General features: G+C 64.8%; 16 protein-coding genes. 6 read left to right on the top strand and 10 right to left on the bottom strand.

All coding sequences use genetic code 11. The features are described 5' to 3' along the window. Nucleotides 1-277: 277 nt before the first annotated feature. The 5 genes from BAMB_RS13020 to BAMB_RS13005 form a co-directional block, all read right to left on the bottom strand. A complete protein-coding gene (locus BAMB_RS13020) occupies nt 278-1,288 on the bottom strand; it encodes a HoxN/HupN/NixA family nickel/cobalt transporter (RefSeq protein WP_041491250.1) in 1,011 nt (336 codons plus the stop codon). Between the two features lie 172 nt (nt 1,289-1,460). Next, nucleotides 1,461-3,572 carry an elongation factor G gene (gene fusA, locus BAMB_RS13015; RefSeq protein ID WP_011657726.1) on the bottom strand — a complete coding sequence of 704 codons (2,112 nt, stop codon included), beginning with the start codon at nt 3,570-3,572 and terminating at the stop codon, nt 1,461-1,463. A gap of 215 nt (nt 3,573-3,787) precedes the next feature. Further along, complete coding sequence (locus BAMB_RS13010) at nt 3,788-4,288, bottom strand: DUF192 domain-containing protein (protein WP_011657725.1); 501 nt, start codon at nt 4,286-4,288, stop codon at nt 3,788-3,790. A 159-nt stretch (nt 4,289-4,447) separates the two neighbouring features. Next, entirely contained in the window at nt 4,448-4,660 is a 213-nt protein-coding gene (locus BAMB_RS33775) for a hypothetical protein (protein ID WP_082089614.1), read from the bottom strand. 290 nt (nt 4,661-4,950) lie between these two features. Then, the gene (locus BAMB_RS13005) at nt 4,951-5,529 is read right to left on the bottom strand and encodes a pseudouridine synthase (protein WP_011657724.1); all 579 of its coding nucleotides are present in this window, start codon (nt 5,527-5,529) and stop codon (nt 4,951-4,953) included. A 274-nt stretch (nt 5,530-5,803) separates the two neighbouring features. Between BAMB_RS13005 and icd the strand changes: the two genes are divergently transcribed. Together icd and BAMB_RS12995 are read left to right on the top strand one after the other, a co-directional pair. After that, a complete protein-coding gene (gene icd / locus BAMB_RS13000) occupies nt 5,804-7,060 on the top strand; it encodes an NADP-dependent isocitrate dehydrogenase (protein ID WP_006754594.1) in 1,257 nt (418 codons plus the stop codon). Nucleotides 7,061-7,342: 282 nt separating this feature from the next. Then, on the top strand, nt 7,343-9,571 hold the full coding sequence (locus BAMB_RS12995) for an NADP-dependent isocitrate dehydrogenase (RefSeq protein WP_011657723.1): 2,229 nt from the start codon (nt 7,343-7,345) through the stop codon (nt 9,569-9,571). 117 nt (nt 9,572-9,688) lie between these two features. On the opposite strand, the gene BAMB_RS12990 is transcribed toward BAMB_RS12995, so the two are convergent. Then, nucleotides 9,689-9,913, bottom strand: a complete 225-nt coding sequence (locus BAMB_RS12990; protein ID WP_011657722.1) for a hypothetical protein — start codon at nt 9,911-9,913, stop codon at nt 9,689-9,691. A 663-nt stretch (nt 9,914-10,576) separates the two neighbouring features. Between BAMB_RS12990 and BAMB_RS12985 the strand changes: the two genes are divergently transcribed. After that, nucleotides 10,577-12,172, top strand: coding sequence for a multicopper oxidase family protein (locus BAMB_RS12985; protein ID WP_011657721.1), 1,596 nt, complete (start codon nt 10,577-10,579; stop codon nt 12,170-12,172). Nucleotides 12,173-12,348: 176 nt separating this feature from the next. Here the strand turns inward: BAMB_RS12985 and BAMB_RS12980 are convergent, their stop codons facing one another. Further along, on the bottom strand, nt 12,349-12,552 hold the full coding sequence (locus tag BAMB_RS12980; protein ID WP_004196460.1) for a cold-shock protein: 204 nt from the start codon (nt 12,550-12,552) through the stop codon (nt 12,349-12,351). Nucleotides 12,553-13,100: 548 nt separating this feature from the next. On the opposite strand from BAMB_RS12980, the gene clpS reads away from it, so the two are divergent. From clpS to BAMB_RS12965, 3 genes are all read left to right on the top strand, one after another. Beyond that, nucleotides 13,101-13,415 carry an ATP-dependent Clp protease adapter ClpS gene (clpS, locus tag BAMB_RS12975; RefSeq protein ID WP_006398529.1) on the top strand — a complete coding sequence of 105 codons (315 nt, stop codon included), beginning with the start codon at nt 13,101-13,103 and terminating at the stop codon, nt 13,413-13,415. Beyond that, a complete protein-coding gene (gene clpA / locus BAMB_RS12970) occupies nt 13,412-15,712 on the top strand; it encodes an ATP-dependent Clp protease ATP-binding subunit ClpA (RefSeq protein ID WP_011657720.1) in 2,301 nt (766 codons plus the stop codon). Before clpS ends, clpA begins: the two co-directional genes overlap by 4 nt. A 102-nt stretch (nt 15,713-15,814) precedes the next feature. After that, nucleotides 15,815-17,194 (top strand): amino acid permease, encoded by a 1,380-nt coding sequence (locus BAMB_RS12965; protein ID WP_011657719.1) that lies wholly within the window; start codon nt 15,815-15,817, stop codon nt 17,192-17,194. Nucleotides 17,195-17,354: 160 nt separating this feature from the next. Here BAMB_RS12965 and BAMB_RS34890 read toward each other — a convergent pair. The 3 genes from BAMB_RS34890 to coaBC all read right to left on the bottom strand — a co-directional run bounded on the left by BAMB_RS34890 (nt 17,355) and on the right by coaBC (nt 20,509). After that, nucleotides 17,355-18,715 (bottom strand): IS3 family transposase gene (locus tag BAMB_RS34890; RefSeq protein WP_085963142.1). Its coding sequence is split into 2 segments (ribosomal slippage): nt 17,355-18,253 and nt 18,253-18,715, totalling 1,362 coding nucleotides; the frame shifts between segments, so codons are not numbered across the junction. A gap of 80 nt (nt 18,716-18,795) precedes the next feature. Beyond that, nucleotides 18,796-19,242 (bottom strand): dUTP diphosphatase, encoded by a 447-nt coding sequence (gene dut, locus BAMB_RS12950; protein WP_011657718.1) that lies wholly within the window; start codon nt 19,240-19,242, stop codon nt 18,796-18,798. 55 nt (nt 19,243-19,297) lie between these two features. Then, nucleotides 19,298-20,509 (bottom strand): bifunctional phosphopantothenoylcysteine decarboxylase/phosphopantothenate--cysteine ligase CoaBC, encoded by a 1,212-nt coding sequence (gene coaBC, locus BAMB_RS12945; RefSeq protein ID WP_011657717.1) that lies wholly within the window; start codon nt 20,507-20,509, stop codon nt 19,298-19,300. Nucleotides 20,510-20,553 lie beyond the last annotated feature (44 nt).

Below are 20,553 nucleotides of genomic sequence, written 5' to 3'. Positions count from 1 at the left end.
CGATGGGCGCGATGCCTCGTTACGCGCGACCGTCAACGTGTGATGCAGGGGACCAGCAACGATGCAATGTCGTATCGGCGGCCGATGCGTGTCGCGCTTGCGCCCGAGGGCAGTCGCGAACACGGATCGGCACGCGGGCCCGCCGTGCGAATCCCTATCTGCGAGATTCGTGCCACCGGCCGGCTACGCCCGTGGCGCAAGGCGTGCACTCGTTGCCCGACAGCGCGTGAAACGCTGTCGGGCGCATTTTGTTTCTGGAATGAAACGTCTGACCAGATCAGCGCGCCGTTGGATCGGCAGCGCGCGGCCAGCGATGGCAGAGGATCGACGCGATCCAGCCGACGAGGAACAGCGCGACGATGCCATAGCCGATCGCGCCGAAGTGTTCGCCGAGCGTATCGAGCGCATCGCGTACGGGGCCCGTCAGCGACAGTTTGTCGGCGAGCAGGCCGGCGGCCTCGATCCCGCCGACGGCCAGCGCGACGACCGCCGACAGCAGCGTGATGCTCGCGTTATAGAGCAGCTTGCGCTGCGGGTCGTCCATCGCCCAACCGTACGCGTGAATCATCAGCACGTTGTCGGTCGAGTCGATCAGCGTCATGCCGGCCGCGAACAGCGCGGGAAACAGCATGACCGTATAGAGCGGCAGCGCGTGGCTTGCCTGCGCGGCCGCGATCGCGAGCAGCGCGATTTCGGTTGCAGTATCGAAACCGAGGCCGAACAGCACGCCGACCGGATACATGTGCCAGCTTTTCGACACGAACCGGAACAGCGGGCGCAGCAGCCGCGACACGAGGCCGCCCGCCCGATGCGTGTGCGCGCCGCCATGGGCATGGTCGGGCGCGCCGCGATAGCGCCGCCACACGCCGCGCAGGATCACCAGGTTCATGCATGCGAGCACGAGCAGGAACGTCGCGGACACCGCCGTGCCGATCGTGCCGCCAATCTCGCGGAATGCGTCGAAACGGTCGCGCAGCGCGAACGCGGTCAGCGCGATGCCGAGTGTCGCGGCAATCACGATCGTCGAGTGGCCGAGCGAGAAGAACAGGCCGACGGTCACCGGACGCTGGCCGTCCTGCATCAGCTTGCGCGTCGCGACGTCGATCGCGGCGATGTGATCGGCGTCGACCGCATGACGCAGCCCGAGCCCGTACGCGATCGCGGCGGTGCCGAGCAGCAGCGGATGGTCGCGCAGCACCGCGAGCGCCCACAGCCAGACGGCGATGTTGGCGACGATCAGGCCCGCATACAGCGTCAGCAGGCGGCGCAGGGCAGGGGTGGGCGGCATGGGGAAGGTTCCATCGGACGAATCGCGATCCATTGTGGCATGTGCAAAAAATGCCTGGCGTGCCGATCGAAAACGTCGGCGGCGCGCGCATCGGCGCGCTCGACGGACGAAAAAAAGCCCGTCCGGAACCGGACGGGCCTTCGGCTTGCCGTCGGGCGCACGCGCCCGGCGCTTACTTCACTTTCGCGTTGATCACGCCTTCCGATACGTTGGCCGGCGTTTCAGCGTACTGCTTGAACTCCATCGTGTAAGTCGCACGGCCTTGCGTGGCCGAGCGCAGCGACGTCGAGTAGCCGAACATCTCGGCAAGCGGCACTTCGGCGCGTACGAGCTTGCCGCCGCCGCCCGCGATGTCCTCCATCCCCTGCACGATCCCGCGCCGGCTCGACAGGTCGCCCATCACGTTGCCCATGAAATCCTCGGGCGTCTCGACCTCGACGGCCATCATCGGCTCGAGCAGCACCGGCTTCGCGCGGCGCATCGCTTCCTTGAACGCCATCGAGCCGGCCATCCGGAACGCGTTTTCGTTCGAGTCGACGTCGTGGTACGAGCCGAACGTCAGGTGCACCTTCACGTCGACGACCGGATAGCCGGCGAGCACGCCGCTCTTCAGCGTTTCGGTGATGCCCTTGTCGACGGCCGGGATGAATTCGCGCGGAATCACGCCGCCCTTGATCTCATCGAGGAACTCGTAGCCCTTGCCGGGGTTCGGCTCGAGCGTGATCACCGCATGCCCGTACTGGCCGCGCCCGCCCGACTGCTTGACGAACTTGCCTTCGACGTCGGACGCCGTCGTGCGCACCGTTTCGCGGTACGCGACCTGCGGCTTGCCGACCGTGGCCTCGACGCCGAACTCGCGCTTCATCCGGTCGACCAGGATTTCGAGGTGCAGCTCGCCCATCCCCGAGATGATCGTCTGGCCGGATTCCTCGTCGGTCTGCACGCGGAACGACGGATCCTCCTGCGCGAGACGGTTCAGCGCCAGGCCCATCTTCTCCTGGTCGGCCTTCGTCTTCGGCTCGACGGCCTGCGAGATGACCGGCTCCGGGAATTCCATCTTCTCGAGGATGATCGGCTTGGTCGGATCGCACAGCGTGTCGCCCGTCGTCGCTTCCTTCAGGCCGACCGCCGCCGCGATGTCGCCCGCGCGCACTTCCTTGATTTCCTTGCGCTCGTTCGCGTGCATCTGCAGGATCCGGCCGAGCCGCTCCTTCTTGTCCTTCGTCGCGTTCAGCACCGTGTCGCCCGAATTGACGACGCCCGAATACACGCGGAAGAAGATCAGCTGGCCGACGAACGGGTCGGTCATGATCTTGAACGCGAGCGACGAGAACGGCTCGTCGTCGCTCGGGTGGCGTTCCGCCGGTTTTTCCGGATCGGCGAAGTCGTGGCCGAGGATGGCCGGCACGTCGACCGGCGACGGCAGGTAGTCGATCACCGCGTCGAGCATCGCCTGCACACCCTTGTTCTTGAACGCGCTGCCGCACAGCATCGGCACGATCTCGTTCGCGATCGTGCGCTGGCGCAGCGCGGCCTTGATCTCGTCCTCGGTCAGCGACTCATGGTCGTGCAGGTACTTCTCGAGCAGTTCCTCGCTGGCTTCCGCGGCGGCCTCGACCATCTTCCCGCGCCATTCGTGCGCGAGCTCGACGAGGTTCGCCGGGATCTCCTCGTAGGAAAACTTCACGCCCTGGCTTTCGTCGTCCCAGACGATCGCCTTCATCTTGACGAGATCGACGACGCCCTGGAAATGTTCTTCCGCGCCGATCGGAATCTGGATCGGCACCGCGACGCCCTTCAGGCGCTCGCCGATCTGGCGCTGCACGCGGAAGAAGTCCGCGCCGACGCGGTCCATCTTGTTGACGAACGCGATGCGCGGCACCTTGTACTTGTTCGCTTGGCGCCACACGGTTTCGGACTGCGGCTGCACGCCACCGACCGAGTCGTAGACCATGCACGCGCCGTCGAGCACGCGCATCGAGCGTTCGACCTCGATCGTGAAGTCGACGTGCCCGGGGGTGTCGATGATGTTGATCCGGTGTTCCGGATAATTGCCGGCCATGCCCTTCCAGAAGGCCGTGGTCGCGGCCGACGTGATCGTGATGCCGCGTTCCTGCTCCTGCTCCATCCAGTCCATCGTGGCCGCGCCATCGTGCACTTCGCCGATCTTGTGGCTCACGCCGGTGTAAAACAGGATGCGCTCGGTCGTCGTGGTCTTGCCGGCATCGATGTGAGCGCTGATCCCGATGTTGCGATAGCGCTCGATGGGGGTTTTGCGGGGCACGTGAACCTCCTGGTGGTTCGGATCGTAAGCGGGCCGGCTGGGCCGGTCCGGATTGGAACAAGCGAGATTTAAAGGATAGCGCTTGTCCGTGGCTTTTGCAGATGCGGCCAGCGTCGACCGAATCAAGGCGGGCGCCGCCGGCGCGCGAAAAAAAAGCCGGCGCGCAACGGGCGGCCGGCTTCGGTCGATGCGCGGCGCCGCCGCGGCACTCGCCGTTACTGGGGCTTGGGCAGCCCGTCGAGCTTCATGCCCGGCTTGATGCCCTTCGCGGCGAACCAGCCCTTGCTCATTTCTAGCGCATAGACGCCGTTGTTGCGCGGGCAGTGATTGTCGGTCGTCTCGGCCCGCATCTCGTCGATGTCGGTGATCGTGCCGTCCGCGCGGATGAACGCGATCGACAGCGGAATCAGCGTGTTCTTCATCCAGAAGCAGTGCACGGCGTTCTCGTTGAACACGAACAGCATGCCTTCGTTCGGCCCGAGCTGCGACCGGTACATCAGCCCCTGTTCGCGGTCGGCGTCGTTCGCGGCGACGGCCGCGTCGATCACGTACATGCCGGCGCGCAGCTTCACGTGCGGGAACTCGCTCGGCTGCTTGGCGCCGGGCGGCATCTGCGCGTGGGCGGTGTGCACGCCGAGTGCGAGGACGGCGAGCGCGACGGGGAACACGGCGGCGCGCGCAAGGCGGCCGAGCGACGAGCGCAGGGAGAATCGCACAGCAAGGCTCCTATCGGGAAAACGAGACCCGCATGGTACGCGAAGCGCGCCGGCGGGCACAAAAAGAAAAAGGCAGATCGCCTCGCGGTGATCTGCCTTTCAACGCCGTAAGAACGGCAAGACTGCGTGTTCTTGACTGCGTTATTACAACCAGCTTGCTTAGTTCGAAGCAGCTGCCGGCGCTTCGGCTTCGCTAGCTGCCTTCTTCGCTGCGTGGTGCTTCTTCTTTGCGTGGTGCTTCTTGGCCGTGTGCTTTGCCGGTGCCGAAGCAGCTGCCGGAGCAGCAGCCGAAGCAGCTTCCGGAGCCGAAGCTTGTGCGAAAGCAGCCGTTGCGAAGAGACCAGCGACCAGAGCGGCGATCAGTTTGTTCATGTTGTGTTCCTCAGCTTTAGTTAATTAACCAAATGACCCGGCATAGGAGTCATGTCGTCTAACGGTGCCATCCACCTTTCGGTTGACAGACGCTTCGAGAAATTTCTCATTGCGCTGCGGGCGCCGAATCGTATTCGAAGAAAACGTCGCTTTCGTGACGCAAACACGGAAATACCGGTTCGGCTGCCAATGCCGGATAGCTCAGGATGGCATCTGCGTGATTTAACGCGCGATCTTCGCCGGCGGTTGACGAAAAAGATGACGAAAAAATCGAAAGTTGCCCGGCGCACTCATGCGTCGCGGGCAAAACCGTCCCACGGGGCGCGCGGCGGCAGCGCGATTGTTTCGCCCGGCGCAATGCCGAGCGCGAATATGTCCAGCGCGCCGATGCCCACGCGCACGAGACGCAACGTCGGGAAGCCGATCGCGGCCGTCATCCGGCGCACCTGCCGATTCTTGCCTTCGGTGATCGCCAGTTCGATCCACGTGGTCGGGATCGCGGCGCGGTAGCGGATCGGCGGGTTGCGCGGCCACAGCGCGTCGGGCGGCTCGATGAATTCGGCGCGGCACGGGCGCGTCACGTAGTCGCCGAGATCGACGCCGCGCGCGAGCGCCTTCAGGTCGGCCGGGCCCGGCGCGCCGTCGACCTGCGCCCAGTAGCGCTTGACGAGCTTGTGGCGCGGCTCCGCGATGCGCGCCTGCAGCGCGCCGTCGTCGGTGAGCAGCAGCAGGCCCTCGCTGTCCGCGTCGAGCCGGCCGGCCGGGTAGACGCCGGGCGTTTTTACCCAGTCGCCGAGCGACGGCCGCGTCTCGTGCGCGGAAAACTGGCAAATCGTGCCGAACGGCTTGTTGAGGGCGATCAGGGTCATGGCGGGGCGCCCGCGCGGCGTGCCGCGGGAAGGCGGGCCGGCGGTCTATGGCAAATGGCGGAATCTTAATGCATAATACGGAACGGCAAGTCATCTGTCTTATATAAGACATAAGGGAAGACTTGATACGCAGCGTCGCGCTTCGTGCCGCCGGCCCCGATTGGGGCGCTAGAATAGCGGCTCGCTGTTGCCGTCACGAAGGGGGCAAGGCCACCTCGCCACGCGCGCAGTTTCGACCAGCATCACCTGCTCAGCCACGTCACTGGAGTCGATCATGCCGTATCAGCACATCAAGGTTCCGGAGGGCGGTGACAAGATCACCGTCAACAAGGACTACTCGCTCAACGTTTCCGATCAGCCGATCATTCCCTATATCGAAGGCGACGGTACGGGCTTCGATATCACGCCGGTCATGATCAAGGTCGTCGACGCGGCGGTGGCCCATGCCTACAAGGGCAAGCGCAAGATCCACTGGATGGAGATCTTCGCGGGCGAGAAGGCGACGAAGGTGTACGGTCCGGACGTGTGGCTGCCGGACGAAACGCTGCAGGTGCTGAAGGAATACGTGGTGTCGATCAAGGGGCCGCTCACGACCCCGGTCGGCGGCGGCATCCGTTCGCTGAACGTCGCGCTGCGCCAGGAACTCGACCTGTACGTGTGCCTGCGCCCGGTCCAGTATTTCAAGGGCGTGCCGTCGCCGGTGCGCGAGCCGCAAAAGATCGACATGGTGATCTTCCGCGAGAACTCGGAAGACATCTACGCGGGCATCGAGTGGGCCGCGGGCTCCGAGCAGGCGAAGAAGGTGATCAAGTTCCTGCAGGACGAGATGGGCGTGAAGAAGATCCGCTTCCCGGAAACTTCGGGGATCGGCGTCAAGCCCGTGTCGACCGAAGGCACCGAGCGTCTCGTGCGCAAGGCGATCCAATACGCGATCGACAACGATCGCAAGTCGGTCACGCTGGTGCACAAGGGCAACATCATGAAGTTCACGGAAGGCCTGTTCCGTGACGCCGGCTACGCGCTCGCGCAGAAGGAATTCGGCGGCGAGCTGATCGACGGCGGCCCGTGGATGCGCGTGAAGAACCCGAAGACGGGCAACGAGATCGTCATCAAGGATTCGATCGCCGATGCATTCCTGCAGCAGATCCTGCTGCGTCCGGCCGAATACGACGTGATCGCGACGCTGAACCTGAACGGCGACTACATCTCCGACGCACTGGCCGCGCAGGTCGGCGGCATCGGGATCGCGCCGGGCGCGAACCTGTCGGATTCGGTCGCGATGTTCGAGGCGACGCACGGCACGGCGCCCAAGTACGCGGGCAAGGATTACGTGAACCCCGGTTCCGAGATCCTGTCGGCGGAAATGATGCTGCGCCACCTCGGCTGGACGGAAGCGGCCGACACGATCATCGCCGCGATGGAAAAGTCGATCCTGCAGAAGCGCGTCACGTACGACTTCGCGCGCCTGATGGAAGGCGCGACGCAGGTGTCGTGCTCCGGCTTCGGCGAAGTGCTGATCGAGAACATGTAAGACCCCTTCCGGGGTGGGCCGGCGGATCGCCGGCCGCCCCGGCGCCTACTGCCGGCGCCGGGGCGTTTCGTGGATGGCAGGTTTGTTGGCAGGGCGGTCCGGCGTGCGGGCCGCGGCGCCGCGCTGCGGCCCGCATGCCCTGCAAGGTAGAACATGACGGCCCTCGCAACACCACCGCCCGGCTGAGCCGGCGCGCTCCTTTCGTGACCCACCCGGTCGCTCCCCGCCGGTTATCGCCGGCGCTTCTCAGTCCAACATTCACGTAGCAACGCTTTGACCACCATGTCCACTTCGCCCAAGATCATCTACACCCTCACCGACGAAGCGCCCGCGCTCGCGACCTATTCGCTGCTGCCGATCGTCAAGGCCTTCACGCGCTCGTCCGGCGTCGCCGTCGAAACGCGCGACATCTCGCTTGCCGGCCGCATCATCGCGGCATTCGCCGACGTCCTGCCGCCGGAGCAGAAGGGTTCCGACGATCTGGCCGAACTGGGCCAGCTCACGCTGAAGTCGGAAGCGAACATCATCAAGCTGCCGAACATCAGCGCGTCGGTGCCGCAGCTCAAGGCCGCGATCGCCGAACTGCAGGCGCAGGGCTACAAGCTGCCGGCGTATCCGGAAGATCCGACGACCGACGAAGAAAAGGCGGTCAAGGCCCGCTACGACAAGATCAAGGGCAGCGCGGTGAACCCGGTGCTGCGCGAAGGCAACTCCGATCGCCGCGCGCCGCTGTCGGTGAAGAACTACGCCCGCAAGCACCCGCACAAGATGGGCGCATGGAAGGCCACGTCGAAGGCGCACGTCGCGCACATGAGCGAAGGCGACTTCTACGGCAGCGAAAAGTCGGCGCTGATCGCCGCGGCCGGCAGCGTGAAGATCGAACTCACGACGACCGACGGCGTGAAGAAGGTGCTGAAGGAAAAGACGGCCGTGAAGGCCGATGAAATCATCGACGCATCGGTGATGAGCCGCAAGGCGCTGCGCAGCTTCATCGAAGCGCAGATCGCCGACGCGAAGGCGCAGGACGTGCTGTTCTCGGTGCACCTGAAGGCGACCATGATGAAGGTCTCGGACCCGATCCTGTTCGGTCACTTCGTGTCGGTGTTCTACAGCGACGCGCTCACCAAGCACGCGGACGTGCTCGCGAAACTCGGCTTCAACCCGAACAACGGGATCGGCGACCTGTACGCGCGCCTGAAGGACCTGCCGGCCGACACGCGCGAAGCGATCGAAGCCGACGTCAAGGCTGAATACGCGGTGCGCCCGCGTCTCGCGATGGTCAACTCGGACAAGGGCATCACGAACCTGCACGTGCCGAGCGACGTGATCGTCGACGCATCGATGCCGGCGATGATTCGCGACTCGGGCGGCATGTGGGGCCCGGACGGCGAACTGTCCGACGCGAAGGCCGTGATTCCGGACCGCTGCTACGCGGGCGTCTACCAGGCCGTGATCGAAGACTGCAAGCAGCACGGCGCATTCGACCCGGTCACGATGGGCAGCGTGCCGAACGTCGGCCTGATGGCGCAGGCGGCCGAGGAATACGGTTCGCACGACAAGACGTTCCTGATCCCGACCGATGGCGTCGTGCGCGTCACGGACGAAGCCGGCAACGTGCTGCTCGAGCACGCGGTCGAGTCGGGCGACATCTGGCGCATGTGCCAGACGAAGGACGCACCGGTGCAGGACTGGGTCAAGCTCGCGGTGAACCGTGCCCGCGCGACCGGCGCGCCGGCCGTGTTCTGGCTCGATCCGGCCCGTGCGCACGACGCGCAGATCATCGCGAAGGTCGAACGCTATCTGAAGGATCACGACACGAACGGCCTCGACATCCGCATCATGACGCCGGTCGACGCGACGCGTTTCTCGCTCGAGCGCATCCGCGCGGGCAAGGACACGATCTCGGTCACGGGCAACGTGCTGCGCGACTACCTGACCGACCTGTTCCCGATCATGGAACTCGGCACCAGCGCGAAGATGCTGTCGATCGTGCCGCTGATGGCCGGCGGCGGGATGTTCGAAACGGGCGCGGGCGGCTCGGCACCGAAGCACGTGCAGCAGTTCGTCGAGGAAGGCTTCCTGCGCTGGGATTCGCTCGGCGAATTCCTCGCGCTGGCCGCGTCGCTCGAACACCTCGGCCACGCTTACCAGAACCCGAAGGCGCTCGTGCTCGCGAAGACGCTCGACCAGGCGACCGGCAAGTTCCTGGAGGAGAACAAGTCGCCCGCACGCAAGGTCGGCGGCCTCGACAACCGCGGCAGCCACTTCTACCTGTGCCTGTACTGGGCGCAGGCGCTGGCCGAGCAGACCGATGATGCCGCGCTGAAGGCGCAGTTCGAAGGCGTCGCGAAGTCGCTGGCCGACAGCGAAGCGCGCATCCTGGAAGAACTGTCGGCCGCGCAGGGCACCGCGCAGGCGATCGGCGGCTACTACCGTCCGAACGTCGAGCTGACGAGCCAGGCGATGCGCCCGAGCGCAACGCTGAACGCCATCGTCGACGCAGTCGCCTGACGCCGGCCGCGCCCACGCGCGCGTGACGGCAACGGCGTCGAGCTTCACGGCTCGCCGCTTCGCCGACAATAAAAACGCCCCGGTCGCCCGGGGCGTTTTTCGTTGCACGCGTGCCATTCAGACGTGCACGATCTCCCATTCGCTGATTTCGGGCGGCACTTCGAGCGTGGCCGTATCGAGTTCGGTCGGTTGCTCGCAGTCGCCGCGGGAGATGTGGTCGGCGGCGACTTCCGGGCACGAGAACGCGCCGAGCAGAGCGTTGCCGAACGTCGCTTCCCAGCCGCCGTTACCCGGCAGGATGTAGAACGACCCGAGCGCTGAACCAAAGCGAAATCCCTTCATTTCCGTTCTCCCTTTCTGATTACAAGCGATTCTGTGGTGCCGCTCGCCGGTTGGGTTTCGTATCGACCGTCGTGGCGAAGCGTCGGTGCATGGAACCCAGTCTACGTCCGCGGCCGCGACCGATGGTGCGCGTAGAACGCTTTCTCGAAACAAAAATTCCTTTTTAAAAACAGTCATTTATTTTGTCCGTTTTGTATTGCGGAACGATTTTTGGCATCGCGAAACAGCGAATTTGTGCCGTGCACCACGAATTTTTATAACGCAGGGACTTGTTCCACATCGTGAAAAATCGAGGGGGTCCGTGCATCGAAGGCGGACGGTGTGACGCTGGCGGGATGAACGGGTGGGGCGAACTGCGCGCGATGGGGCGGGGCGAACGCGGGCAGCATGTGCGATCGACTGGGCAGCTGGCACGAATGCAGTGGGGGCGTCGCGGCGTCGGCCGATGATCCAAAACGCCGCACGAACGGCGCCCGGGTCGCGAGGTCAGGGCACGCACTGCGGCGTATCGCCGCTCGCGCGGTGCCGCGGTGCTTCGGCCGCGACCCGCGGTTATGATGACGCGGGCATCAGGTTTCGCGTCGCGCATGGGCGCTTTGCGCACCGGCCGGCGCGGGTGTCGCGACGGTCGCGCGACGCAGCACGAATAACGAGGAACGATTGATGATACGGAGAACCTTCCTGTCGCATGCCATTGGCGTGGCGGCCGCATCGCTGTTTGCGCGCACCGCGTGGGCGCAGCATGCCGCACACGCGGGCATGGCCGGCATGGATCAGATGGACGACATGCCCGGCATGTCAGGGATGGCGGGCCACACGCAGCACGCGAAGCCGGCGGCCGCGCTCGCGGCGGCCGATGCGCTGCCGGCCGGCGCGCCGCTCGCGTCACTGCGCACGCTCGCCAACGAAAGTCGCGAGCCCGGCACGTTCCGCGCGACGCTGGTTGCGCAGCCGGTCGCGCGTCCGCTGCTGCACGGCGCGCGTCCGACGACGTTCTGGCAGTTCGGCATGGGCACGCAGGGCCCGGTGGTCGGCCCGCTGATCGACGTACGCGAGGGCGATACGGTCGAAATCCGCTTCGTGAACAAGCTGCCGCAACCGTCGACGATCCACTGGCATGGCCTGCCAGTTCCGCCCGACCAGGACGGCAACCCGTCCGACCCGGTCGCGCCCGGTGCGTCGCACGTGTACCGCTTCACGCTGCCGAAGGGCAGTGCGGGCACCTACTGGTATCACCCGCATCCGCACATGATGACCGCCGAGCAGGTGTTCCGCGGGCTGGCCGGCCCGTTCGTCGTGCGCGCCGCCGACGATCCGCTCGCCGGCTGGCCCGAACGCAACCTGTTCGTGTCCGACCTGAAGCTTGCGCGCGACGGCACCATTGCACCGAACGACATGATGGACTGGATGAACGGCCGCGAAGGCCAGTTCGTGCTGGTCAACGGTGCGCGCCGGCCGCGGATCGACGTTGCGAGCGACGAGCGCTGGCGCGTGTGGAACGCGTGCAGCGCACGCTACCTGCGCGTGGCGTTCGACGACGGCCGCGCGTTCGAGCATGCCGGCACGGACGGCGGGCTCTTCGATGCGCCGCGCCGCGTGACGTCGCTGCTGCTTGCACCGGGCGAGCGCGCTGAACTGCTGGTGCGCGCCGGCGACCGCGCGTCACGCGCGGTGCTGCAGGCGGCCGAATACGACCGCCGCAAGATGGCGATGTCGCACGACGACGGCCACGGCAGCCTGCCGCCCGATCCGGCGCTGCCGCTGGCCGACGTCGCGTTCGCACCGGCGGCCGCCCGTGCGGTGCCGGCGACGCTGCGCGCGGTGCCGGCGCTCGGCGAGCCGGTCGCGCACAAGGAAGTCGCGTTCGGCGAAGAGATGGACATGGACGCGATGATGAACAGCCCGATGCATGGCCGCCCGGCCGGGATGCGCTTCACGATCAACGGCGCGACCTATGCACCGCATCGCGCGACGCTGACGAGCCGCCGCGGCGACGTCGAGCGCTGGACGATCCGCAATGGCACAGACATGGATCACCCGTTCCATTTGCACGGCACGCAATTCCAGGTGATCGAGCGCGCATCGGACGGCACGCGCACGAGCGAACCGTTCCGCGCGTGGCGCGATACCGTGAACGTGCGCAGCGGCGAGACCGTGACGATTCTCGTTACGCAAGACATGCCCGGCGAGCGCATGTTCCACTGCCATATTCTCGAACACGAGGATCTCGGCATGATGGGCACGCTGAAGGTCGTGTAACGAGATCGATTATGTTTCACACGTATGACGGCATTCGATCTGCGTGTGCGACAAGACAATACGTGTTCAATAATCGGGATTGAACGTAAAGGCCGGCCAATCGAATTAACGAATGGCCGGCCTGAAAAAAAGAAACCCGGCGCAATGCCGGGTTTCTTCGTCCAATATCCGGTGCCTTACGCGGCCTGGATGTTCGACGCTTGCTTGCCCTTCGGCCCTTGAACGACCTCGAAGCTCACCTTCTGGCCTTCCTTCAGGGTCTTGAAGCCCTGCATGTTGATGGCCGAGAAGTGCGCAAACAGATCCTCACCGCCCTCGTCGGGAGTGATGAAACCGAAGCCCTTCGCGTCGTTGAACCACTTAACGATACCAGTTGCCATTTTCCTACTTCCCCTGTCACACAGTCGCTGCTACTTACCACGAGCACGCTCGAAAAGCTAAACGACCGGAAAATACAGCCGTTCCCCCCTCACAAGCTCACCTTCGGCCTCATTCATTTCGCCAACCGGCAAATGAAAAAGAGTGCCAGCTTGATTGTTGGCGCTCTTTATTTGAGTGTCAAGGGGAATTTTTAGACGGTTAGAGGGCCGTTGTAAAGAACCCATTTTCAGGGTTTTTCCGGCTTTGCTTCGGAGCATGCCGCCAAGCGCGCGGACTTGAAAAGTCGCATAATCGGCTCATATACCAGGCTCGAGTGACACGCGATCGAGTCGTCCCGGCTTGTGGGATACTGGATGCGGATGCGACGGTCCGGTGCAGTCTCCACCTGACGGTTCGTGTTCCGCGCCACGCGTGAAAGCCGGCACCGCAGCCGGCTTTCGTATGGTGCGAAGACGATCGCATGTCGTCGGGAACCAGGGAGGGCGCCGGCCGGTCGGTCGGGTAATGGCAGGATTGCGGGCCTGTCCGAGTTGTTTAGAATGGGTGTATGGCGATTATCCCGGACAAGCAGGACAGCACCGTCCTGGAACGCAAGCAGCAGAAGCTCAAGCCGCCTTCGATGTACAAGGTGGTGCTGCTCAACGACGACTTCACGCCGATGGAGTTCGTCGTGATGGTCGTACAGGAGTATTTCAAGAAGGATCGCGAGACGGCCACGCAGATCATGCTGAAGGTCCATCGTGAAGGGCGAGGGGTATGTGGGGTCTATACGCGGGACATCGCGTCGACCAAGGTTGAGCAAGTCGTTACCCATGCGCGGCAGGCCGGGCATCCGCTGCAGTGCGTGATGGAGGAAGCATGATTGCCCAGGAATTGGAAGTCAGCCTGCACATGGCGTTCATGGAAGCACGCCAGGCGCGCCATGAGTTCATTACGGTCGAGCATCTGCTGCTGGCCCTGCTGGATAATCCGACGGCAGCCGAGGTGTTGCGCGCGTGTGCGGCCAACATCGAGGACTTGCGTCAGAACCTGCGCAATTTCATCCACGACAACACACCGACCGTTCCGGGTACCGACGATGTCGATACCCAGCCGACGCTCGGTTTCCAGCGCGTGATCCAGCGCGCGATCATGCACGTCCAGTCGACATCGAACGGCAAGAAGGAAGTCACCGGCGCGAACGTGCTGGTCGCGATCTTCGGCGAGAAGGATTCGCACGCCGTCTACTACCTGCAGCAGCAGGGCGTCACGCGCCTGGACGTCGTGAACTTCATTTCGCACGGCATCGCGAAGACGAACGGCGGCGAAGCCGCGAAGTCGACCGACGCGAATGCGGAAAGCGAAGACGCGAACGCGCAGAAGGAAACGCCGCTCGCGCAGTTCACGCAGAACCTGAACCAGATGGCGAAGGACGGCCGCATCGATCCGCTGATCGGCCGCGAGCCGGAGGTCGAGCGCGTCGTGCAGGTGCTGTGCCGGCGCCGCAAGAACAATCCGCTGCTCGTGGGCGAAGCGGGCGTGGGCAAGACCGCGATCGCGGAAGGGCTCGCCTATCGCATCACGCGCGGCGAAGTGCCGGACATCCTCGCGAACGCGCAGGTGTATTCGCTCGACATGGGCGCGCTTCTCGCGGGCACCAAGTATCGCGGCGACTTCGAGCAGCGTCTGAAGACGGTGCTGAAGGAGCTGAAGGAGCGTCCGCACGCGATCCTGTTCATCGACGAGATCCACACGCTGATCGGCGCGGGCGCGGCATCGGGCGGCACGCTCGACGCGTCGAACCTGCTGAAGCCGGCGCTGTCGTCGGGCACGCTCAAGTGCATCGGCGCGACCACGTTCACCGAGTATCGCGGCATCTTCGAGAAGGACGCGGCGCTGTCGCGGCGCTTCCAGAAGGTCGACGTGACGGAGCCGACCGTCGAGCAGACGGTCGCGATCCTGCGCGGGCTGAAGTCGCGCTTCGAGGAGCATCACGGCGTCAAGTATTCGTCGGGCGCACTGTCGGCCGCGGCCGAACTGTCGGCACGCTTCATCACCGATCGCCACCTGCCGGACAAGGCGATCGACGTGATCGACGAAGCGGGCGCCGCGCAGCGCATCCTGCCGAAGTCGAAGCAGAAGAAGACGATCGGCAAGAGCGAGATCGAGGAAATCATCTCGAAGATCGCGCGCGTGCCGGCGCAAAGCGTGTCGCAGGACGATCGCAGCAAGCTGCAGACGCTCGATCGCGACCTGAAGAGCGTCGTGTTCGGTCAGGATCCGGCGATCGATGCGCTCGCCGCATCGATCAAGATGGCGCGCGCGGGCCTCGGCAAGATGGACAAGCCGATCGGCTCGTTCCTGTTCTCCGGCCCGACGGGCGTCGGCAAGACCGAAGTGGCGCGCCAGCTCGCGTTCACGCTCGGCATCGAGCTGATCCGTTTCGACATGTCGGAATACATGGAGCGTCACGCGGTGAGCCGCCTGATCGGCGCGCCGCCGGGCTACGTCGGGTTCGACCAGGGCGGCCTGCTGACCGAAGCCGTCACGAAGAAGCCGCATTGCGTGCTGTTGCTCGACGAAATCGAGAAGGCGCATCCGGACATCTTCAACGTGCTGCTGCAGGTGATGGACCACGGCACGCTGACGGACAACAACGGCCGCAAGGCGGATTTCCGCAACGTCATCATCATCATGACGACGAACGCGGGCGCCGAGTCGATGCAGAAGGCAACCATCGGCTTCACGACACGCCGCGAGACGGGCGACGAGATGACCGACATCAAGCGTCTGTTCACGCCGGAGTTCCGCAACCGCCTGGATTCGATCATCAGCTTCCGCTCGCTCGATGAGGAAATCATCATGCGCGTGGTCGACAAGTTCCTGATCCAGCTCGAGGAGCAGCTGCACGAGAAGAAGGTCGACGCGTTGTTCACCGATGCGTTGCGCAAGCATCTCGCGAAGCACGGCTTCGACCCGCTGATGGGCGCGCGGCCGATGCAGCGGCTGATCCAGGACACGATCCGTCGTGCGCTGGCCGACGAACTGCTGTTCGGCAAGCTCGTCAACGGCGGGCACGTGACGGTCGACGTCGACGAAAACGACAAGGTGCAGTTGTCGTTCGACAAGCTGGCGAATCCGCCGCACAAGCCGAACGAAGAGACGGTCGAAGTCGAGTAAGCGATAATTCGTTGTTCATGCGAACGGCGCGGGAAGTTCTCCGCGCCGTTTCGTTTTATCTGGCGCCGGTGGCGCAATGGTGGGGCAGGGAGTAGCAACGCAGTGACACAACAACAACGGTCGTTCGACAACATCGTCGCGCGCGAACAAGGATTGCGCCACGCGCTGACGTCGGGGCAGATGGCGATGATCGCGATCGGCGGCGCGATCGGCACGGGGCTGTTCCTCGGCAGCGGGTTCGCGATCGGGCTCGCCGGCCCGAGCGTGCTGATCTCGTATGCGATTGGCGCACTGATTGCGCTGCTGCTGATGGGCGCGCTCGCGGAAATGACGGTCGCGCATCCGACGGCCGGTTCGTTCGGCGCATACGCCGAGCACTACGTCGGCCCGCTCGCGGGCTTTCTCGTGCGCTATGCGTACTGGTTCGCGGTGGTGTTCGCGATCGGCACCGAGATCAGCGCGATCGCCGTGTTCATGAAGTACTGGTTCCCGGCCGTGCCCGGCTGGTACTGGGTGATCGGCTTCTCCGCGCTGCTGATCGCGGTGAACCTCGCGAGCGTCACGCTGTACGGGTCGGTCGAATACGCGTTTTCGTTGCTGAAGATCGCGGCGATCGTCGTGTTCATCGTGCTCGGCGCGTATCTCGTGTGGTCGGCGCCGGCGGCGTCGGGCATCGGCTTCGCGAACTACACCGCGCACGACGGCTTCATGCCGAAAGGGCCGTGGGGCACCTGGGTCGCGGTGATCGTCGCGATCTTCAGCTACATGAGCATCGAGGCGGTCGCGATCGCGGCCGGCGAGGCGCGCGATCCGCAGCACGCGGTCACGCGTGCGTTCCGCTCGACGGTGTTCCGGCTCGTGCTGTTCTACCTGCTGACGCTGTCGCTGATGCTCGCGATCGTGCCCTGGACGCAGGCCGGCACCGACGAAAGCCCGTTCGTGAAGGTGATGGCCGCCACGCACGTGCCGTATGCGGCCGGCGTGATCAACTTCGTGCTGCTGATCGCGGCGCTGTCGGCGATGAACAGCCAGCTCTACGTGACGACGCGGATGATGTTCAGCCTGTCGCGTGCGCGGCTCGCGCCGGCGGTGTTCGGCCGGCTCGGCAACAACGGCGTGCCGCGTGCGGCGCTGTGGATCTCGACCAGCGGCGTCGCGGTCGCGGCCGTGCTGGTCGCGCTGTCGCCCGACACCGCATTTACCGTGATGATGGCGATCGCGATGTTCGGCGCGCTGTTCACGTGGCTGATGATCTTCGTCACGCATCTGCGCTTTCGCGCGCGGTATCGCGGCCCGGCGCTCGCGTTCCGGATGTGGGGCCACCCGTTCGGCAGCCTGGTCGGTGCGGGGCTCGTCGGCGCAGTCCTGCTCACGACCGCGTTCACGCGCGAATTCCGGATGACGATGGTGGTCGGCGTCGTGTTCGTCGTGCTGCTGACGCTCGCGTACGCGATCCACTATCGGCACCAGCACGCGCGTTGACGCGTGAGCGTGCGCGGCGGGCGATGGCCTGCGCGGCGACGGTGAGGCGCGGCCGCCGGCTCGGGCCCGCGCGGATCGCACAGACGGCCGATCGGCGAATGGAAACGGAAAAAGCAAAGGGGGCCGCTGAACTGACCCCGCAAAGTTGGACAGTTGAAGGCTAGGCGCTCAAGGGCTGAGTTCTGTATTGCACGGGACTCAGCCCTTTCAATTTGAGCTTGATGCGTTCGTGGTTGTAGTAGTGGATGTAGTGATTGAGCGTGTCGCGCAAATGCTCCACGCAAGTGAAGCGATGTCCCTTGTAGCACTCGGACTTGAGCGTGCCGAAGAAGCTTTCCATCGCAGCATTATCGAGGCAGTTCCCCTTGCGGGACATGCTTTGAGTCAGTTTGCGCCGCTTCAGTTGCCGGCGAAACGCCGGCATTCGGTATTGCCAGCCTTGGTCCGAATGCAATAGCGGTCTGTCCGTGCGTTTGAGTTTGGTCAGCGCCTTCTTGAGCATGCCGCTGACCAACTCGAAGCTTGGGCGTCGATCCATCTGGTAAGCCACGATCTCGCCGTTGTACAGATCCATCACCGGCGACAGGTACAGCTTCTGACCGCCGACGTTGAATTCCGTCACATCCGTCACCCACTTCTGATTGGCCTGTGCGGCACTAAACTGACGTTGCAGCAGGTTGGGTGCGGCTTTGCCGACTTCGCCTCGCCAGGAGCGGTATTTCTTCGGGCGCAGCAGGGATTTCAACTGCAATTGCTGCATCAGCCTCTGCACGGCCTTGTGGTTGACGAGATGCCCGGTTTGCCGAATCGCAGCCGTGACGCGTCGATAGCCGTAGCGGCCCTTGTGATGGTCGAACACCGCCCGGATCTTCGCCTTGAGATCGGCACGGCGATCGTCGACGCTCAGCGTCCCAAGCTGGTAATAGAACGTGCTACGCGCCAAGCCGGCCGCCTTCAGAAGTGCCGCTACCGGATGGTGCTGCCTAAGCTCGTGCACTATTTGCGCTTTTTCTTTTGCGCTGCCTGCTTCTTCGCCAGCAGCGCATCGAGCTTTTTTAGGTAGGCCACCTCCGCACGCAAATACTCGTTTTCCTTGAGCAATTCTTCGCGCGAGCGTTCATCCGGTGTGCCGGGTTCGGTGGGTTTGGGCGGAAGTGAAGTGGCCATCTTTCGGGGGCGCCCTCGTCGGCGAGGGGACAGTGCATCGATACCGCCCTCATGATACAGGCGCTCCCAGCCGGCTACGCAGCCCGCGCCGCGAATATCGAACAAGGCCGATACCTGGCCGTATGACAACTCGTCTCGCCACATGCGCTGCAGTACCGATAGCTTGAACTCAGCGTCGTAGCAAACGTGTTTCTTGCGTAACCCCGCGCTGCCATGCTCCCGATAGCTCGCCACCCAGCGCCCCACGACCGAGCGGCCCACTCTGTACCGATGCGCCAGCGATTCGATGCCGATTCCGCCGGCCAGATACTCGTCAACGATGCGTTGCTTGAACTGCTCGTTGTACTTCGTCATGAAAAACACCCCAAAGGTTGGACGGGTGTCCAACTTTTGGGGTGCAGTTCACGCGAGGCCCCCGTTTCGCATCACGCCGTTCAGTGACGTCCGGTGCTGCCGAAGCCGCCTTCGCCGCGATCGCTTTGCGCGAAATCGTCGACGATGTTGAACTGCGCCTGCACGACCGGCACGATCACGAGTTGCGCGAGCCGCTCGAACGGGTTCAGCACGAATTCGGTCTGGCCGCGGTTCCACGTCGACACCATCAGCTGGCCCTGGTAGTCGGAATCGATCAGGCCGACGAGGTTGCCGAGCACGATCCCGTGCTTGTGGCCGAGGCCCGAGCGCGGCAGGATCAGCGCCGCATAGCCGGGATCCGCGAGATGAATCGCGAGGCCCGTCGGCACCAGCGTCGTTTCGCCCGGCTGCAGCGTGACGGGTGCGTCGAGGCACGCGCGCAGGTCGAGGCCCGCGCTGCCGGTGGTGGCGTAGGCGGGCATGTAGTCGCGCATGCGCGCGTCGAGAATCTTCAGGTCGAGTTTCATGCGGTCGTCGAATCGGTCGGGAAGGGCGCGGCGGCGCGTGCCGCCGGGCAATGGATCAGATCAGGTGATTGTCGGGCAGGCGCTTCGCGATTTCGGCGACGAGCGCGTGCGCGAGCTCGTCCTTCGGCGCGCGCGGCAGGCGCGTGAGCCCGGCTGCCTCGAACAGCACGACTTCGTTGTCGTCGCGGCCGAACGTCAGCGGGCCGAGGTTGCCGACCAGCAGCGGCACGTTCTTGCGCTTGCGCTTTTCGTCGCCGTGCACGTCGAGGTCGCCGCTTTCGGCGGCGAAACCGACGCAGAACGGCGGATCGGGCAGCGCCGCGACCGATGCGAGGATGTCGGGGTTCTCGACGAACGCGAGCGCCGGCATCTTGCGATCGGCCGTCTTCTTCATCTTGTGCTCGGCCGGCTGGTCGACGCGCCAGTCGGCGACCGCGGCCACCGCGATGAAGATGTCCGCGTCGGTTACCGCATGCATGACCGCGTCGTACATCTGCTGCGCGGTCTGCACGTCCTGGCGCGTCACGCCCCACGGCGTGTCGAGCGCGACCGGCCCCGCGACGAGATGCACGTCGGCGCCGGCCTGCTGCGCGGCGCGCGCGAGCGCGAAGCCCATCTTGCCGCTCGAGCGGTTCGTGAGGCCGCGCACCGGGTCGAGCGGCTCGAACGTCGGTCCGGCCGTGATCAGCACGCGACGATGCGCGAGCACCTTCGGTGCGAAGTGCGCGACGATCGCTTCATAGATCGCGTCGGGTTCGAGCATGCGGCCGTCGCCGACTTCGCCGCAGGCCTGCGCGCCCGAATCGGGGCCGAGCACCGACACGCCGTCGGCGCGCAGTTGCGCGGCATTGCGTTGCGTGGCCGGGTTCTGCCACATCTGGCGATTCATCGCGGGCACGACGAGCAGCGGACAGTCGCGCGCGACGCACAGCGTCGACAGCAGGTCGTCCGCGAAACCGTGCGCGAGCTTCGCGAGGAAATCCGTCGACGCGGGCGCGATCACGATCGCGTCGGCTTCGCGCGACAGGTCGATGTGCGCCATGTTGTTGTCGACGCGCGCGTCCCACTGGCTCGTATAGACGGGCCGGCCGGACAGCGCCTGCATCGTGACGGGCGTGATGAACTGCGCGGCGGCTTCGGTCATCACGACCTGCACGGTCGCACCTGCCTTCGTCAGCAGCCGGGTGAGCTCGGCGATCTTGTAGCAGGCGATGCCGCCCGTCAGGCCGAGAACGAGGTGTTTTCCAGCGAGTTCTGCGTGTGCCAACTCAGGCCTCCAAGGGTCAAACGGAACGGCCGGCGCGAAGCCGG

This window comes from Burkholderia ambifaria AMMD, from assembly GCF_000203915.1.
GTDB classification, from domain to species: Bacteria; Pseudomonadota; Gammaproteobacteria; order Burkholderiales; family Burkholderiaceae; genus Burkholderia; species Burkholderia ambifaria.
Note: the sequence above shows the minus strand (reverse complement) of the source record. Positions and strands in the feature narration are given on the sequence as shown.

Coding starts and splice junctions, on each gene's coding strand:
- BAMB_RS13020 (WP_041491250.1), bottom strand. CDS start 1,288: ATGCCGCCCACCCCTGCCCTGCGCCGCCTGCTGACGCTGTATGCGGGC.
- BAMB_RS33775 (WP_082089614.1), bottom strand. CDS start 4,660: ATGAACAAACTGATCGCCGCTCTGGTCGCTGGTCTCTTCGCAACGGCT.
- BAMB_RS13005 (WP_011657724.1), bottom strand. CDS start 5,529: ATGACCCTGATCGCCCTCAACAAGCCGTTCGGCACGATTTGCCAGTTT.
- icd (WP_006754594.1), top strand. CDS start 5,804: ATGCCGTATCAGCACATCAAGGTTCCGGAGGGCGGTGACAAGATCACC.
- BAMB_RS12995 (WP_011657723.1), top strand. CDS start 7,343: ATGTCCACTTCGCCCAAGATCATCTACACCCTCACCGACGAAGCGCCC.
- BAMB_RS12990 (WP_011657722.1), bottom strand. CDS start 9,913: ATGAAGGGATTTCGCTTTGGTTCAGCGCTCGGGTCGTTCTACATCCTG.
- BAMB_RS12985 (WP_011657721.1), top strand. CDS start 10,577: ATGATACGGAGAACCTTCCTGTCGCATGCCATTGGCGTGGCGGCCGCA.
- BAMB_RS12980 (WP_004196460.1), bottom strand. CDS start 12,552: ATGGCAACTGGTATCGTTAAGTGGTTCAACGACGCGAAGGGCTTCGGT.
- clpS (WP_006398529.1), top strand. CDS start 13,101: ATGGCGATTATCCCGGACAAGCAGGACAGCACCGTCCTGGAACGCAAG.
- clpA (WP_011657720.1), top strand. CDS start 13,412: ATGATTGCCCAGGAATTGGAAGTCAGCCTGCACATGGCGTTCATGGAA.
- dut (WP_011657718.1), bottom strand. CDS start 19,242: ATGAAACTCGACCTGAAGATTCTCGACGCGCGCATGCGCGACTACATG.